Annotated in this window: 11 protein-coding genes and 1 pseudogene; 2 read left to right on the top strand and 10 right to left on the bottom strand. The window is 37.2% G+C overall.

Translation table 11 applies throughout. The features are described 5' to 3' along the window. Positions 1-16: 16 nt before the first annotated feature. The 5 genes and pseudogenes from LXH21_RS05190 to LXH21_RS05170 all read right to left on the bottom strand — a co-directional run bounded on the left by LXH21_RS05190 (position 17) and on the right by LXH21_RS05170 (position 5,215). On the bottom strand, positions 17-1,018 hold the full coding sequence (locus LXH21_RS05190) for a vWA domain-containing protein (RefSeq protein ID WP_239863193.1): 1,002 nt from the start codon (positions 1,016-1,018) through the stop codon (positions 17-19). Continuing rightward, positions 1,018-2,646, bottom strand: a complete 1,629-nt coding sequence (locus LXH21_RS05185; protein WP_239863192.1) for a hypothetical protein — start codon at positions 2,644-2,646, stop codon at positions 1,018-1,020. The genes LXH21_RS05190 and LXH21_RS05185 overlap by 1 nt, the downstream gene beginning before the upstream one ends. A 74-nt stretch (positions 2,647-2,720) precedes the next feature. Next, positions 2,721-3,005 (bottom strand): annotated as a pseudogene (locus tag LXH21_RS05180) (four helix bundle protein); the annotation flags it as partial. A gap of 255 nt (positions 3,006-3,260) precedes the next feature. Then, on the bottom strand, positions 3,261-4,124 hold the full coding sequence (locus LXH21_RS05175; protein ID WP_239863191.1) for a DUF58 domain-containing protein: 864 nt from the start codon (positions 4,122-4,124) through the stop codon (positions 3,261-3,263). Positions 4,125-4,210: 86 nt separating this feature from the next. Then, entirely contained in the window at positions 4,211-5,215 is a 1,005-nt protein-coding gene (locus LXH21_RS05170; protein WP_239863188.1) for an AAA family ATPase, read from the bottom strand. Positions 5,216-5,429: 214 nt separating this feature from the next. Here LXH21_RS05170 and LXH21_RS05165 point away from each other — a divergent pair, with 214 nt between their 5' ends. Beyond that, positions 5,430-6,185 (top strand): SDR family NAD(P)-dependent oxidoreductase, encoded by a 756-nt coding sequence (locus LXH21_RS05165; protein WP_239863187.1) that lies wholly within the window; start codon positions 5,430-5,432, stop codon positions 6,183-6,185. A gap of 200 nt (positions 6,186-6,385) precedes the next feature. After that, positions 6,386-7,528: an ATP-binding protein gene (locus tag LXH21_RS05160; protein ID WP_239863186.1), complete on the top strand. Its 1,143-nt coding sequence runs from the start codon at positions 6,386-6,388 to the stop codon at positions 7,526-7,528. Positions 7,529-7,593: 65 nt separating this feature from the next. Here the strand turns inward: LXH21_RS05160 and LXH21_RS05155 are convergent, their stop codons facing one another. The 5 genes from LXH21_RS05155 to LXH21_RS05135 all read right to left on the bottom strand — a co-directional run bounded on the left by LXH21_RS05155 (position 7,594) and on the right by LXH21_RS05135 (position 18,148). Then, on the bottom strand, positions 7,594-9,450 hold the full coding sequence (locus tag LXH21_RS05155; RefSeq protein WP_239863185.1) for a glycoside hydrolase family 13 protein: 1,857 nt from the start codon (positions 9,448-9,450) through the stop codon (positions 7,594-7,596). 7 nt (positions 9,451-9,457) lie between these two features. Then, positions 9,458-12,310 carry an alpha-amylase family glycosyl hydrolase gene (locus LXH21_RS05150; protein WP_239863184.1) on the bottom strand — a complete coding sequence of 951 codons (2,853 nt, stop codon included), beginning with the start codon at positions 12,308-12,310 and terminating at the stop codon, positions 9,458-9,460. A 65-nt stretch (positions 12,311-12,375) separates the two neighbouring features. Further along, positions 12,376-13,497, bottom strand: a complete 1,122-nt coding sequence (locus tag LXH21_RS05145; protein WP_239863183.1) for a SusE domain-containing protein — start codon at positions 13,495-13,497, stop codon at positions 12,376-12,378. A 25-nt stretch (positions 13,498-13,522) separates the two neighbouring features. After that, positions 13,523-15,130 (bottom strand): RagB/SusD family nutrient uptake outer membrane protein, encoded by a 1,608-nt coding sequence (locus tag LXH21_RS05140; protein WP_239863182.1) that lies wholly within the window; start codon positions 15,128-15,130, stop codon positions 13,523-13,525. A 39-nt stretch (positions 15,131-15,169) separates the two neighbouring features. Further along, on the bottom strand, positions 15,170-18,148 hold the full coding sequence (locus tag LXH21_RS05135) for a SusC/RagA family TonB-linked outer membrane protein (protein ID WP_239863181.1): 2,979 nt from the start codon (positions 18,146-18,148) through the stop codon (positions 15,170-15,172). Between the last annotated feature and the right edge of the window lie 10 nt (positions 18,149-18,158).

The following is an 18,158-nucleotide window of genomic DNA, read 5'->3' as shown; positions in this document are numbered from 1 at the left end:
TAAAATTTAGTCGATCTTAGATAAAGCTTTTGTATACCGTATTTCTTAATCCAACTTCTATCAATAATAATAACCCAGCAAATAAGACAAAACCTCTAAATTTTTCGTCATAATCGTAAAATTTGAGTTCTTCGATCTCGGTAGTTTCCAATTTGTTGATTTCGCTGTAAATTTCTGCTAATTTATTGTTGCTGGTAGCTCTAAAATATTTACCATCTGTTTTTTTAGCGATAGATTGCATTAGTTTTTCATCAAGTTCTACCTTCATCATCTTGAACAAAATCTCGCCGTTTGGAGCTTGCGCATAAGGAAACTCGGCCATTCCGTTTGTCCCAATTCCAATGGTATATACTTTGATGCCATATTGTTTAGCAATATCAGCTGCTGTTTCTGGTTCTATGAAACCCGCATTATTTACACCATCTGTTAAGAGAATGATTACTTTACTTTTTGCTTTACTATCTTTCAAACGATTTACGGCTGTTGCCAACCCCATTCCGATTCCAGTTCCATCTTGTAAAACTTGATCGTATTTGATACTTTTTATGGCTTCTAGAACTACAGCCTTATCACTTGTTACTGGCGTCTTTGTGTATGCTTCTGATGCATACACGACCAATCCGATTCGATCATTTGGTCTGTCTGAGGCAAAGTTAGCTGCTACCACTTTTAAACCCTCCATACGGTTGGGTTTTAAATCTTTTGCCAGCATACTCCCCGAAACATCGACTGCCATGACAATGTCAATACCTTTAGTCGTCTTAGTCTTATTACTAATATCTACAGTTCTCGGACGAGTCAAAGCTATAATTAAAGAACACAAGGCTAAAATGCGTAAAACACCCAAATAAGGTTTAAACTTTACTAAAAAAGATGTTGAACCACTGAACCCTTTGGTAGAACTTATTTTTAATGTTGCTGTTTGGTGTTTTCTTTTCCAGAACAACCAAGCAATGGCAAACGGAATAAGTAGAAACAGCCAAAAAAATTGGGGGTTTAAAAATGTTACCTTCTCCATTAGTTAGTTATTTTTTTTAATTCAACCGAGTTCATCACTCTATCGGCAATATCGTTGGCATAATGATCTCCTTCTTCATGCAAAATCATGATCTGTTGTAAACCACCTTCTTGTCCGAATAGAATAATTTCGTAAAACATTTTATTGCTTGTATTTGTAATCTCATTCAGTTTGACAAAAGTACCATAAGCTTTAATTCCTTTGACACCCTCTGGTGTTTCAAATTCTTCCTGCTTTACAATCATGTTTTGTGCTCCTTGTCCCTCAATTGATGCGACAGTTACTTCTACTGCTTTCTTCAAATCAGTTTCCGTTTCCTGTTTGTACTTCATTGTGGAAACCATTAGATAGAAGTTGTCAATAAAACTACCATAAGCAAATGACTGCATTTCCTTTACAAGTGCCAATCCTTCTTTTGGTAGTGTTTTCGTCAGGTCTATTCTCTTCAAAACTTTTGGAGTTTCGATAATAACAGATGGATTACCGTATTCACTTTTTATCCATTCTCCCTCTAATAATTCTTTTGATTCATGTCCCAGAATGGTGTCTTTTACGTTTTCAAAACCTCTTGTTACAATAAAGAAAGCTAAAATTGCCACAAGTAATAAACCAACAGAAGCAATCGCTATAGAAATGCGTTTTTTACGTTGTTTGGCAAGCTGTATTTTTACTTGTTTTTGTCGTTGTACTTCATTCAAAAGCATTTCTTCTTGATCAATCACTTCAACAGGAATAGCACTATCAAGTACTACAATCGCTTTCTGAATTTTCTGACGATCTTCAGCAATTTCAAATTCCATTGGTTTGGATTTTGCAAATTTCACCAAATCGGCTTGCTTTAAAACTTTTTCCAAATTATCAATGGTCTCTTGCGAAAGCTTCATTTTCTTTTTAAGAGAAGCTGCTTTTAAACCAGCAATTAATTCTGATGTAGTGCTTTCCATTGCAGGAATTTCGATTGCTTCCTCGATGTAGTTTCGAGCAATATCAGTCAGTTCGCTGTAATACTCTTTAATTTCACCTTTTTGCCAAAGTTCTTTTTGCTCCAAAGTATTCATTAATTGAGTTGCTCTTTCGATAGGTGTTTTGTAAACTTCCTCCTCTATTTTTTTCTTTTGGTATTTTTTTACGTACCAATATACTGCTGCTCCAATAGCTGCGAGAACTATAATTGCCAATAAATATTTCCACCAGTTACCCATCGAGCTTTCGACAGCTACGATGTCTTTGATGTCATACATTTTTTGCTTCAGTGTATCGACTTGTACATTTGCTACTTCAACAGCGATAGAATCGGTTAAGAAAGCTTTGTTATTAATTATCACTTTGATACTTGGAATTACGTATCGTCCCGAATCAAATTGAGTCAGCCCATATCGTTTTATCAATTCATAGCGATCATCGTTCTTTACCGTATCAATAGGGTAGGAGTAAATAACTTCTAGAGCCCCAAAATTTTTAAGATTTGGGAACTTTACTTTTGATAAAGTGTCAACAGAAGTTTTTAAAGTCAATTTAAACTCTGCTCCAATCTTATTTTTGGTAGTGTCAATGCTTGTTTCAACGCGTTTTTGTTGTCCAAAAACGAAGGCCGAAAAAAGAAGTAATAGGTAGAATGATTTTTTCATTATTGATGGGGAAAAATATTTATTAACGATTTTCGAATAACGATTTTTGATTTTCGATTTCTTACACGAGTACGTTAGTTTTTTCTATCATTATTATTTTTTGATGTTTTAATACTTGCTACAAAAATTGATATTAGTTCATTTGCTTCAATTTTGGCAATAAGTAAGGTATTTATATCAGATGTTAGTTTCGCTTTTTCAATAATTTTTATACACACAAATGTCTCTCTTAATTCTTTCAAACAAATTCCCATTTTATGAACAAAGTCTTTATGGCTTTCTGCACTTTGCGCTTCTCCATAATTTAACGCTGGAGAAGTTCCTGAACGAATAATTTGACCAGCTAAATGATTTCCAGCATAATTCTTTTTGAAATTGTCTTAAATGTTTATTATTAAAACTGCAAAATCAATTAATCTGTCTTCTAAAATATGTTTGTTCATGCTACAATTAATTATTTAACTCAACAATCACAATTCGTTATCAACGTTAATCATTTATTATTCATTCCAACAAATCAAAAATCACAATTCGTTACTCAACAATCGTTAATCATTTATTCTTCATTCCAACAAATCAAAAATCACAATTCGTTAATCAGCAATCGTTAATCTCTATCTCGACTTGAAATACCCCAACAATTTCGTTACATAGCTTTCATCTACTCTTGTATTTACAATTCCAGATCCCGATTTTCTAAAAGTTTCTTTAAAATAATTTAGTTGTTCGCGATAATGTTTTTCATAGTTGGTACGAACTGTCTTAGAACTAGTGTCAACAACCATGTTCTCTCCGGTTTCGGCATCAGTCATTTCTACTATTCCTAAGTTTGGCATTGTTTCTTCTCGCACATCATATACGCGTATCCCTGTGATGTCATGTTTTTTACCGGCAATTTTTAAAGTATGCTCGTAATCTGAAACCATAAAATCGGACATTAAAAAAACAATTGCTTTCTTTTTCTGAGTACTTGATAGGAATTTTAATGCTTGTGCCAAATCAGTTTTCTGACTTTTTGGTTGAAATTCGATTAATTCTCGAATAATGCGCAAAACATGTGAACGCCCTTTCTTTGGTGGAATATACAATTCAATTTGATCTGTGAACAATATTAAACCAATTTTATCGTTGTTTTGAGTAGCAGAGAAAGCCATCGTCGCAGATATCTCTGTGATAATGTCTTTTTTGAAGGCTTTAGTAGAACCAAAACCCTCTGAACCAGAAATATCAACCATTAACATCATGGTTAATTCTCGTTCTTCCTCAAAAACTTTTACGTGCGCTTCATTGTAACGAGCGGTAACGTTCCAGTCAATGGCTCTGATATCGTCACCGTATTGGTATTGTCGTACTTCGCTAAAAGTCATTCCACGTCCTTTAAATGAGGTGTGGTATTCTCCCGAAAAAATGTGATCACTCAATCTTCGGGTTTTGATTTCTATTTTGCGTACTTTCTTTAAAAGGTCTTTTGTATCCATTTTGTTTAGTTATCAGTTTCAGTTAATATTCCCAGAATTCAGTATTGTAAAAACTGTAAACTGTGATTCTTTACTGCAAACTAAATTTACGGCACTTCAACTTCATTTATAATTTTGTTTATAATATCCATCGAAGTTATGTTTTCTGCTTCGGCTTCATAGGTGATTCCTATTCTGTGACGCAGTACATCATGCACGATAGCGCGTACATCTTCTGGTATTACATACCCACGACGTTTGATAAAAGCATAACATTTTGCTGCATTTGCTAAGTTTATACTACCACGTGGAGAAGAACCAAAGCTAATTAAAGGCTTTAACTCTGCCAATTTGTATTTTTCTGGGTAACGCGTTGCAAATACAATGTCAAGAATATATTTCTCAATTTTCTCGTCCATGTATACTTCGCGTACCGCTTCTTGAGCGCGTATAATTTGTTCTACTGAAACAACTGCATTCACTTTTTCATAAGAACCTTTTAAATTCTGACGAATTACCAAACGCTCCTCATCCATTTTTGGATAATCAATTACTGTTTTCAACATAAAACGATCGACTTGAGCCTCTGGTAACTGATAAGTACCTTCTTGTTCAACAGGGTTTTGAGTTGCCAAAACTAAGAAAGGTCTTTCTAGTTTAAAAGTGGTGTCACCAATAGTCACTTGTTTTTCTTGCATCGCCTCAAGTAATGCAGATTGTACCTTAGCAGGAGCACGGTTAATCTCATCGGCAAGTACAAAGTTTGCAAATACGGGTCCCTTTTTTATAGAGAACTCATTTGATTTAATATTATAAATCATTGTACCCACTACATCGGCAGGTAATAAATCTGGAGTAAACTGTATCCTGCTAAAAGATCCTTGTATTGCTTGTGATAGTGTATTGATTGCTAGTGTCTTTGCTAAACCAGGAACTCCTTCTAATAGAATGTGCCCTTGTCCCAAAAGACCAATTAGCAAACGTTCAACCATATGCTTTTGCCCTACAATCACTTTATTCATCTCCATTGTAAGAAGGTCTATAAAAGCACTTTCTCTTTCAATTTTTTCATTGATCGCTCTAATGTCTAAAGTCGCAGTATTTTCTTCCATTATCTATTTATTTAAAACCTTGTGATTAATGCTTTAGTTTTGGTAGTGCAAATTGAATTTTTTTTTAGAGGAAAGATGTTAATAAATGGTTAAAACTTATAGCAATCACCTAATTTTAAGGTTGAATTGTGATACAATTTTTAAATAATTAAGAACTTTAAATAAAATTCAAAATAATTAAATAATCGTAGTTTTTTAAGTAACAAGATAACGAATGGATAAAACAGTTTTAATTACAGGAGCAACAAGTGGAATAGGGAAAGCAACTGCTTCATTATTAGCAAGGCAACAATATAAAATCATTATATGTGGTAGGCGTTTAGACGTTCTAGAGGATCTTCATAAAGAATTATCCGCATTAACTGCAGTACATTTACTTTGTTTTGACGTGAGTGATAAGACCAGCGTTTTCGAAAAAATTAAATCGCTTCCAGTAGAATTTTCGACCATAGATGTACTAATTAATAATGCTGGAAATGCCCACGGATTTAATGCAATTCAGGATGGAAATACGGATGATTGGGACAGTATGATCGATAGTAATATAAAAGGATTACTATATGTATCTAAAGCTATAATTCCGCAAATGGTCGCTAGAAAATCGGGTCATATTATTCATATTGGTTCAACTGCTGCCAAGGAAGTTTATCCTAATGGGAATGTTTACTGTGCCACCAAACATACTGTCGATGCGCTGAATCAAGCCATGCGAATTGATTTGAATCCGTATAATATTCGAGTAGGAGCAATCCATCCAGGAATGGTCGAAACATCTTTTAGTAAAGTACGTTTCAAAGGCGATGAGGAGAGAGCGAACAATGTATACAAAGGATTTGATGCGTTGCAACCAGAAGACATCGCTGATATTATTCAATTTGTAATTTCGAGGCCATATCATGTAAACATTGCCGATTTGGTGGTAATGAGTACTGCGCAAGCGAGCTCAACTATTGTGAATAAAGTGAAATAGAGAAATTTAGCGATGTCTATTTTCTTTATTTTCGAATAAAATAAGAATTATTGCTTTTTCATTATTGCATAGAAGGAACAAAATAGCACTTATCAATTTGGTGGTATTTTGTTCCTTTTTATTTACGTAAATTTAACGACAATAATTCGTGTTTTGAGGCAATTACTTTGTTTCTTGAACTGCAACTATTCTGCTGTCAAATGATTAATAAAAGGCTCTTGATCAAAAATTTACTTGCTCACAATGATGAGAGCAGTTTCTATGACAAAAAGCGCCAATTAAATCTACATACGCGAGAGGGCAAAGCCAAATTCTTAAAACATATTTGTGCGTTGTCCAATTCTAATCCAACCAATAATTCTTATATCGTAGTTGGAGTAGAGGACCAAGACAATGTGATTGTAGGAGATGACTTTTTCGATGATAGCCGTATTCAGAATTTAGTAAATGCTTACCTCAATAACCCACCCAAAATACAATATGAAAATGTACCCTTCCCTAATCTACCAAAAGACAAGGTTGTGGGTTTGGTGACTATAAAACCAAAGAAGAATGTTTCCTCATTTAAAAAAGGAATTTATACCATTGCCGTAAATAGCGTTTTTATCAGAGTGGGGAGCAATACTATGCCGACAGTTGATAAAGTAGAGCGAAATCTTCAAAATGCAGAGACTGTAGTCGGAATCGAAAACCAATCTCGAAACAATATTCAGCATACCTTAGATAGCGTGTTTGACTTTATGGATTTTCGTCATAAAGATATGACACCGCAGTACAAGGTATTCAAAGAATTATTTGTGATTTGTTGGGCAGGAACACCAAAAGTAGTGCGCAATGAGACTTATTTATCAAGGGTTGATATCGAATTAATTAATGAACAAGTAAAACTCTTTTATTCGGCGCAAGATGTAGTAAAAATAACGTTTGATGAGGATTCATTTACAATCGTTGAATATGTGCCACTGGGACTAAACGACCAAACAAGTTATTACCCTCTAGAACAACAGAAGATCTATTTTTATGAAAATGGATATTACAAAATTGAAAGTGAATTGCTATTTCAGCCACCGGCATATAATAAAAAAATGCTTTATCATATTTACAACTCCAATATTGCGATTTTAAATAAATTGGAGAGAAAGACAGTATTGACTAGAAGCGAAATAAAAGATTTACAAAATTTGCCCTCTACCTTTATGATCTGCTATCTCAATGGTTTTGACGAGGCAAAAGATAGGTTGATAGACGCCAAATTATTACTTAAACCCTTCCCGAAAATTTATTTGTCCTTTAAAGAAGCACTGCGTGTCTTGCGAAAAATGAAGTATAATTTAAAGGAGTAAAAGTAAAATAGCCATAGATTTCGTGACGATTTCTATGGCTATCTAGTTTTCCAGTTCAAGCGGAATTATTTTTGCAATTCGAATAGCAAAGCGGTTTGCGGTTCGATTGTGATTTCATTTTTCAAAGGAACAACTATTTCCGTTAGTACTTCTTTTCCTGTGGTATAGTTCAAAATGTTTTCTGCAAAACGATCTGTTTTTATTTTTTTCGAAATCAAATTGTTGTTAACGATTACCATTACTGTTTTTTCGGTGGTGTATCGAAAGTAGACGTACACGTTGTCTATAGGAAGGTAATGTGTTGTTTTTCCAAAATGAACCGCTTCGTTGGTTTTGCGCCATCGAAATAATTTCGAACTAAAATCAAAAAATTGTTGTTGCTCAACTGTTCGTCCTTCTTTGGTAAACGCATTGTTGGTGTCACCCTGCCAACCACCCGGAAAGTCCTGTCGTATGGCACCGTCTCCTTTACTTTTGTCGCCAGCCATACCAATCTCAGAACCATAATACAGCTGCGGTATCCCTCTTACCGTTGCCAATACACTCATTGCCATGGCGTATTTTTTAAAATCTTTTTTGTAGATTTCGTTGAACCGTTGCGTGTCATGGTTTTCTACAAAAGTAAGTAGGTTGTTGGGATTGGGGTATAAAAAATCATTGGCAAAATTCTCATACAATTTGATTAGACCATTGTTCCAGCTCGCCTCATTTTCATCAAATACTTTAGCTGTGGCGTCCATAAAGGTGAAGTCCATGACACTAGGCAAATACGAATTGTAATTTTGTATCGCTGCAATTTTACTGTCTTTTTGCCAATAGGCCATTTGCGCTTGGTCTTGCATCCAGACTTCGCCTACGATATTAAAATTTGGATATTCGTTGGTGATGGCTTTGGTCCATTTGGCAATGGCCCTTTTATCATTATACGAGTAAGTGTCTACCCGAAACCCGTCTAGATTGGCACTTTCGATCCACCAAATAGCGTTTTGTGTCAAATAATTTAAAACCAATTCATTGGACTGATTGAGGTCGGGCATCGATTGTACAAACCAGCCATCGGCACACAGGCGCGCATCAATTTTGGATGCATTTGGGTCAAATTGTGTCGTCATGCGATAATTGGTTTGTGCATAACCCGGAAATTGATGAATCCAGTTGTAGGTCGGTAAATCTTTGATCATCCAGTGTTGAGCACCCCAATGATTAGTTACATAATCCATGACAAGTTTCATGTCTTTTTTATGCAACTCATTTGATAATCGCAGATAATCGGCATTGGTTCCAAAACGTGGGTCAATTTGGTACACATCTGACTGTCCGTAGCCGTGATACGATCCTCTCGCATTATTGTTCACACACAAGGGCGTGCACCAAACTGTCGTGGCTCCCAATTCTTGGATATAATCTAAATGTTGTATAATTCCTTCAAGATCTCCTCCATGTCTGCCGTTTTCGACTTTCGTATTTGTCTTTTCGGTCATGGATTTTTCATTGTCATTCTGTGGATTTCCGTTTGCAAAACGATCCGGCATCACCAGGTACATCATGTCTGCAGCAGAATAGCTTTCGCGTAAAGCGGAATTTTCTCTTCGTTTTTTCAGCTCATACTTTGTAGTGAAATGCTTTTTTTTATTTTTCGAAAAAGAAAAAACTAGCTCTTGTGGCAAAAGATCTTTAGTGTCGATGGTTACAAAGAGATAGTTTGGATTCTCCGTTTTTGTCACCGCTAGTATAGGAACCGCAGCTGGAGCACTAACTTCATTTTGGGCTATATTTGAGCCATAAAACACAATTTGAAGTTTGGTGTTGTTCATGCCGGTATACCAGTAAGGCGGTTCCATTCTCTGAATCTGAGCATAGGACGACCAAGATAATCCCGTGACAAGAAGCAGTAGGATATTATTTTTAAGCGTGTTTAACATCTTGTTTTTAATTTTTTATCAATTTGGCAATGCTTGTTTGCCCTGATTCATTGGTAGTTTTTACCAAATACAAACCAGATCCAATAGCTGAAATTGAGAATTCATGTTGTGAGTCAAAAGCTCCTTCAAAAAGCAATACGCGTTTGCCAGTAAGATCATAAACTTCTACAAGACGAACAACTTTATTCAGTTTAAAGGAAGCGTTCGCCGGATTTGGATAAAGATTTAAATCATTGTCTAGATTGAAATTTGGAGTACTCAAAGGCGTTGCTGCTTTGTTTCCAAAAATCTTGAACTGTCCAGCGGCAATAGTGATTGGGTCACTAGTATTGCTGACATTGATTGTTGTATTATCCATCAAATTATACCAAGTTCCTATGTAAGGAAAAACAGGTGTCATGTTTTGTGTTGTTACCTCAAAATTTGCCATAATAACTACATCCTTTAATTGGTTTGTTGGCAAGTTAGCGTTGGTAATTTTAATGTTTTGTAGCAGCGTAGCGCTATTGGTGATGGTTGCAGTACCAAGAAAAACGGGTTCGGTAGTTTTTAAGGCAATCATTTTTGTCCAGTCTTTATAAATTGTCGCCCTAGCATCTGCTGTCAACCAGTTATTTATCCATTGTGGTTGCGGTTTTGTATCTAGTTTGCAGTCGCCAGCAGTTGCATCTGAGGAGGTATTTACAGTTCCATTATTACAAGAAAAAATGGAGTTTTCCATACCTAACTCACCAAAATGCCAAATCATTTTTGGTCCTGGAACCATAAGAGAGACCGCTCCAATAGCCGACATTCTAGAAAGCGCGATGTCAAGATTTTTTACATTGTGTGCTGCAGTACTGCTTTTTCCGAATTGTAGATTTTTGTACATTAATCGTTCTTCGTCATGGCTTTCAGCATAGCCAATTAATCGGTTGGCGGCGAAACCGCGACTGCTGCTTGTCATACCCGCTATCGTGCTTGGGTAGCCCATTGAAAGTTCGTTGTAATTGTCGGTCATTTTACCCCACATCATAATTCCTTTGCTTGGGGTTTCATTGATTTTATAATTGGCCCATTGCTGCTCTTCTGTATTGGTTCCTAAATGTTCAAAAATAGTATAATGAGTAGGGTCTAAGCTCCAAGTATAATCAGCATATTTTTTTAATACATCAACGCGGTCTTGCTGATACGCATTGGTGCATGATTCATCACCCGCGGTACAGTTTTGAGTAAAGCCTTTGGTCAAATCCCAACGGAAACCGTCAATCTTGTATTCTTGGATCCATTGTTTAATTACTCGCTCTACATAATATTGTGTTTTGGTAGATTGATGATTAAAGTCTTCGCCCACACTGTAACTGTGTTTGGCAACGGTGTTGAAAAAAGGATTTTCAGTGGTGGGTGTTCCCCAACCATCACCATCGGGGTCGTTCATCCACATGCGCACCATTGGGTTGCGACCAAAAGCGTGGTTCAAAGCCACATCAAGAATAACTGCTATTCCGTTTTGATGGCAAAGGTCAATAAACTCTTTTAACTTGTTGGAGGTACCGTAGTATTTGTCCAATGCCATATGAAAGGAGGTGTTGTATCCCCAACTTTCATTGCCCTCAAATTCCATTATCGGAAGTAGTTCGATAGCATTAATTTTTAAATTTTTGAAATAATCCATCTTGTTGATTAGGTCTTGAAAATTTCGATTCGAATCAAAATCACGCACTAAAACTTCATAGACGATCAAGTTTTCTTTTTGAGGTTTGACAAAATTGTTGCTTGCTGAACTCCAAGCATAAACTGGTTGTCCTGTTTGCAAAACGGTTACTTCGCGCTCTTGTCCTTGCGGATACGCTGGTAGGTTCGGGTACGAAGCAGCAGGAATTGAAGGATCATCAAATGGTGAAAGTACCAAAGTGGAATATGGATCGGCCGTTTTGACCAAAGCTGGTGAATTTGCGATTGGCGTTGTTTCGCCCACCCAATATTGATAGGTATATGCCGTGCCCGAAGTCAGTCCCGTAAGTGTGATCCAGAATTTACCTGTGGCAGGATCTTTTTTCATGGCATAAGCAGTAGTAGGTTGGTAGTTGTTGAAACTTCCTGCGAGATAGACAAAATCTTTCAAAGGGGCATCCAAGACCAAAATTGCTTTGGTAGGATCGGTCAAGTAATTTATTCCGTCTTCAGAACCTGTAGGCATGGTTTCAGCACTAGCGCCTGGATTTACAACCGCTGTAAATTTTTTGGTAATCGTCGTGCTTCCATTCGATACCACCAATTCATAACTTTGATTGGAGGTCAAGTTGTTGTGGGTGTAGCTGTAGTTTGAAGTTGCAGTATTAGAATGAATGGTACTGCCGTTGGATTTTAAGGTATAGCTTGAGGCACCACCGGTATTGGTTGCCTGAATGGTAAAATTGCTTCCTGAGTTGATAATAGTTGTACTGTTTTCCGAGGGTGTATTTAGGCTCAGTTGAAAGGCACCAACAGTAAAGAACGAATCCGCAATTTGTTGGTTGCCAACACTATTTCGAATCACAACGCAAATTTCAGTAATAGTACTTGATGTTGCCACTCCAAAAGAGGTATACAAATCAGGTGTCAAGTCCAGTTTGTAGGTCGTGCCAGAAACAAGGGTCAAAGCCGGTTGTGTGGTGTTGTTGCCCCAGCTTCCTTTTACGTTTTGCCATCGTGCACCATTCACCGTAAGGCCAATATGAGCATAAAGGGTTCCTGTGTCGCTCGCTAGTGGGGTTCCTGATTTATTAAAATTTAAAGTCACCGTTCCACTCGCAATTGCAGGAGAGGGCGTAGTGGTAAATTGAGCCCAAAGTAAGGTGTTGCATAAAAGCAAAAGAGATATAAGTAGACGTTTTATCATGGTTTTTTGGTTTAAAAAAAAGGCTATCCAATAGTAGATAGCCCTTTTATGTTTTTAATAAACGATTATTCTTGGTTAGGGAACATCATGTAAATGCCATCTAAGTCATTAAATAAAACTTTGTACTTAGAACGTGCTACTGGAATATCGCCACTGCTAGTTCCTTGTGTTGGGAAAGCAGCAAAAGCTGTATCACCACCCCAACTTTTGTCCCAAGCGTTGTTGGCTCTAAATTTTCCTTTACCATCAAACAATGTTACTTTTAAGGTCCATAAGTGACCATCAAAAGTAGATTTTGTCATTGCAGTGTCGTCTCCAGACCATCCTGCATCAGTTCCAGTTCTGGAGGACCCTAAGAATCCGATGCGAGCGTAACTGCTAGCAGCAGAAGCGTCATAAGCAACCAAAGTATATTTTAAGGTTTCGGTATTCATAGTAAATGTGTAGTATCCTGCCGTTGTGATTTCAAAACTAGCTGGATCTGGGTCAGCATCTTTTGCTCTAGAAACAATTGTGCCATTGTCACCTTTACCATACATTGGTGCCCATTGTCCCAAAGTTGAAATTGTTTTGAAATAACCTGCTTTGAAATAGCCTGTAAATCGGTATTCTTTTGGATTAGTCCCACCTCTAAACAAAGGTTGGTTGTTGTTATTGTTGTCCCAACCCGAAACGGTAGCGTCTCCTACCAAATACCAATCTGTGAATGGATAAGCAATCAATCCTGAGTAAGTGTTCACGCTAATCGTAATCACTTTTGCTGAAGCCGTAGGAACGCCTCCAGATACCGAAGCCATTACTTTTACATCAAATTGTTTTGGTGTGCCTGGTAGCGCTCCCAATTCTATTGCTGCTTGGTTCAATGTTTTTACTGTTACTGCGGCTTGCGTCACGTTACTTGTTGTTGCCAAGGTTTGTGGTATGCTAAAATCGCCCCCAGAAACATCCATTACTAAGGAATATTGAACCACAACTGATTCTGAATATTGAGCAGCAGTCCATACAAATTTGTCTACATCAGTATCGGCGTTCACTTCTGTCAGTAGGTATTGCTTGGCTGTTGCCGGAGCAGTGATTTCGGGTGTTGAAATTTTTGATAAAATGGGTTTATTTTCCACATCGTCAGCCGTACATGATACCGCTAGTATGCTTATGAAAGCGAATAAAAATTGGTTAATTTTTTTCATTTTATGGTTCTTTAAAGGTGGTTAGTTAGTATCCAGGATTTTGTTTTAAGGTAGGATTGGCTTGGATTGTTTTGGCTGGTATAGGCATTAAATCTCTAAAAGTTGCTGTTGCAGCCCCATTTTGAGTTCCGCCTTTCCATTCCCAAATTTTGTCTCCTCCTGTGAATTTTCCAAAACGAATCAAATCTGTTCTACGGTGACATTCCCAAAACAATTCACGTCCTCTTTCGTCCAAAATAAAATTAAGCGTTAAGTTTCCAGTTGATACCGTACTAGCATTTGCTCTAGTTCTCAACTTGTTGATATACCCTACCGCAGTAGTCAAGTCTGTACCTGCAGCACCACGTACCGCACACTCCGCATACATCAAGTACACATCTGACAAACGAAACATTGGAAAATCAGTATCAGGAATATCATTGCGTTGAGCAGCAGTTCCATCTGCGTTAACATTGGTGTATTTTGTAATGGCGTATCCATTTGTAAAAGTTCCAACATTGGCAATGCTTAAGGTTTGACCATCTGTATAGAATGTTCCTCTATTGTCTGCAGTAGCGGTAGCATCTGGGAACAAAGCCACAAACTCTTTGCGAGTTCTGATTCCTTGCCATCCTCCGTTCATACCTTGAGCGGCAGCGTCCATAGACCCTCCAATAGAAGCATGAAGAATAAAACTCATTCCGCTACCAGTGGCACGAATCGCATTTCCGTCACTTACCACCGGAAAAATCACTTCACTTTGTGCTCCATTACGGTTGTTGTCTGCGGAGAATAAATGTTTGTAAGGAAGGTTTGCAAAGGTGTATCCAGAGGTTGTAATAATATCTGAACTTAGTTTTGCAGCATCATTAAAACGCTCTATTCCTGTGTATACTTTTGCATTAAGATATATTTTGGCTAATAAAAACTTAGCTGCTGTTTTATCAATACGTCCGTATTCATTTGTTTTTGAAGCGACCAAACTATTGTCTAGGTCTTTCAATTCACTTTCGATAAAAGTAAAAACTTCAGCTCTCGTCTTTTGTTCTGGATAGAAGAATCCTACTGGGTCTTTTTCTGTGGTAATAGGCACATTACCAAACAGGTCCATCAAATTCACATAAGAGAACGCTCTTAAAAAACGGGATTCTGCTCTAAAGGTTGCGATTTCTGCTTTTAAAGCGGCGTCAACACCACGAGACGTCAATTTATCATCTGACGTTTGTCTCAAAAACTCATTGGCCAAACTAATTTCGTAAAAGGCTCTAGAGTACGTTCCGTACAAAAACTCATTGGCTGGTGCCCAAGTTTGTGTATTTAAAGTTGGCAAGGTACCATCGGCCCAAGCAATAATCGCTTCGTCTGTGGTGAATTCTTGCATTACAAAAAGCAATCGCAAGTAACTACTAAAATCTCCACCGATACCAGCAATATCGGCATTGTTATCGCCGTCATTTCCTCCTACATATAGTCCAGAGTATAATTTGGCCAATACTTGTTTGTAAGAGGCTGGATCTTGAAAAAAGGTTTCTGATAGAAATTCATCGTCATCCTTTGGTGTTACGTTTAGGTCGCTCGTACAAGAGCTCAGAGTCAAATTTAGTCCCAAAATCATTAGGAAGAAATAGGATATATGTTTAAATGATGTTTTCATCTTGTGTGTTTTTTTAATTAATGATTTCAACCTGATGTATTAGAAATTTGCATTTACTCCAAACAAGAATGTTCTTGCTCTTGGGTACACATTTCCATCAATTCCGCTAAAGCGCTCAGGATCTAAACCATTGTATTTGGTTAAAGTCAATACATTTTGAACGCCCAGTGTAAATCTCAAAGTAGCAACCTTCAACAATGATTTGTCAAAAGTGTAACCAACAGTTACATTGTCCAATTTGATAAAAGCGGCATCTTTGACAAAATAATTTGATAAATAACGCTGCGTTCCATTGTCTTCAGCATTAAATCCGGTGTTAAGGTAGTCTGAGCTAATGTTTGATAAATCAGTATCTCTTCTTAATCCGGCGGCCAAATACCCTTTGTCAGAACTCACATTATCAAAAATATAGTTACCCATACTTGCTCTCCAGTTCATAGTGAAGTCAAATTTCTTGTAGTTCACCGTTGAGAACAGTCCAAAAGTATAATCTGGTGCTGCTTTGTGGAATTTATAACGATCGGCATCATCAATTTTTCCATCTTGGTTGCGATCTACATACGCCCCTTGAATAGGTCTTTTGTCGGCATCATATAATTGTTCGAAAACAAAGAAAGAGTTTGGCGACGATCCTACAGAGTTGATTTGAATCTTGTTTCCTTGTCCACCTTTAATATCTCCAACAGCATATCCTGTAAATCCAGGAACAGTTGCTCCCAAATCGGTGATTTTTTGATTGATATAGGTCGTGTTGAAAGTAACATTCCAGCGTAGGTTATCATTTTTTACGATATCCGATTCGATGCTGAACTCAAGTCCTTTTGTGCTTAAGCTACCAATATTGTTGAAACCTTGATTTCTTAGGTTGGCTCCATCAGGTACAAGTACGTCTGCCAATAAATCGCTAGATTTTTTATCGAAGTAGTTGATCGAACCTGTAATTCGGTCATTGAAAAAACCATAATCCAAACCAACGTTCATCTCTGATAATTCTTCCCATTTGATGTTTTCGTTGTATCCTTCAGGACGAGCGGTTGCATATACAGTGTTTCCAAAAATATACTGTGTGTTGATCGATCCAAGAGTTACTCTTCTCAAATAATCATATGAAGCAGAAATATCTTGTTGTCCCGTTGTTCCATAACCCACTCTCAATTTCAAGCCAGAAACAGTTTCGTTGTCTTTCAAGAAAGCTTCTTCAGCAATATTCCATGCAAAGGCAGCTCCAGCAAAATTACCCCATCTGTTTTCTTTCGAAAAGCGAGAAGTTCCGTCTCTTCTATAATTTAAAGTCAATAAATAACGGCTCTCGTAGCCTAAATTTAAACGACCAAAAAACGATTGTAAGTTGATGTCTGGATCTGTTGTAACATCTTCATTTGGGTTAGGTTGTCTTGTTTCTCCAGACTCATATTTTACTTTTTGAAACAATTGGTAATTGTATCCTGCTGTTGCATCAAGATTCAATCCTGCGATCTTTTTTGTATAGTTGAAATACGTATTTAAGTTTTTATTTTGAAGTGCATCAGTATAGTTGGAATAATTTCCAACATTTGTCCAATTTCCTGCACTAAATGCTGTTGGTTGGAATCCGGTTGCACTTTGATTGCTTACTTGTGTGTATCCTTTACTGTCAAATCTATCAATTCCGGCTTCGGCTACTACTCTTAAATCTTCAAAGAAATGAAGTTTGTAGTCCAAGCGAACATTCCCCCATTTTCTGGTTGAGGTTGATCTTCTTTCGTCTTGATTCAATCTAGCGACAGGGTTTCTTGCAGGAAGTAAAGGTAAATTACCGTTAGGCTCCAACCATTCAAAGTATCCGCCGTAACGAGAACCTGCTTGGTATACTGATTGTGTTGGATCAAATCCAATAGCACTTCCAATAACGTCATTTTCGTCTTGAAAACGGTTTTTACCAAAAGATAAGTTTCCGCTTATGTCAATTTTTAAGTGATTGTCAAACAAAACAGGATTAATTGCAATCGAAGTTGTTGTTCTTTCAAAGCTGGTGTTTTTCAAAATTCCAGGATTGTCAACGTTCCCGACAGACAAACGTACGGGTACCTTGTCAAACAAAGCGCCACTTACTGATATGTTATTGTTTACCGTCAAAGCAGTGCTGAAAATTTGATCTTGCCAGTTGGTGTTTGCGGTGCCCAATAGTGCTTTTTGAGCAGCAGATCCTTTTTCGTTTACCAAAGCTCTATATTGGTCTGCACTCAATACATCTACAGTATTAGCAACTGTATTTACACCGACCTGTGAGCTGAAGTTTACTTTTATACGACCTTTTGTTCCTTTTTTGGTTGTAATAACAATTACCCCATTGGCAGCACGAGAACCATAAATAGCTGCAGCCGATGCGTCTTTCAAAACGGTAAAAGATTCAATGTCGTTAGGGTCAATAGTAGATAAAATACTAGTTGATCCAGAGGGTACTGTATTACTCAATGGTAAGCCGTCCAAAATGATTAAAGGATCGTTGGATGCATTCAATGATGAACCTCCACGGATACGAATATCTGCTTTGGCACCTGGTGCTCCTCCGCCTGTTACGTTTACCCCTGATATACGACCGCTTATCAAACTTTCAGGCGTTACGTTTTGTCCTTTATTGAAATCTTTGGCTCCAATTTGGGATACAGATCCTGTTGCATCTTTTTTCTTTACCGTTCCATATCCTACTTGAACGACAACCTCTTTTAATTCGTTTGAGTTTTCGATTAAAACAATTTTCGAGCTTTGTGCAGCTGTTACTTCTTTGGTGTCAAAACCAACAAATGAGACGACAATAATTGCTGCTTTTCCGTTGACTGGTAAGGTAAATTTTCCGTCAACATCTGTGATTGTACCGATACTTGTGCCTTTGATGGCAACACTTGCGCCAATCAAGGTTTCTCCTTTCTGATCCATGACAACTCCCGTGACTGTCTTTGTTGCAATTTGGGCAATTGTACTAGGCATAATAAATAGTATGCTGCATAAAAGAAGTATGCAATGCAAACTTTTTTTCATTTGTACCATA

It is taken from the genome of Flavobacterium algicola (assembly GCF_022399565.1).
Classification (GTDB): Bacteria; Bacteroidota; Bacteroidia; order Flavobacteriales; family Flavobacteriaceae; genus Flavobacterium; species Flavobacterium algicola.
This window is presented reverse-complemented; position numbering and strand designations above follow the sequence as displayed.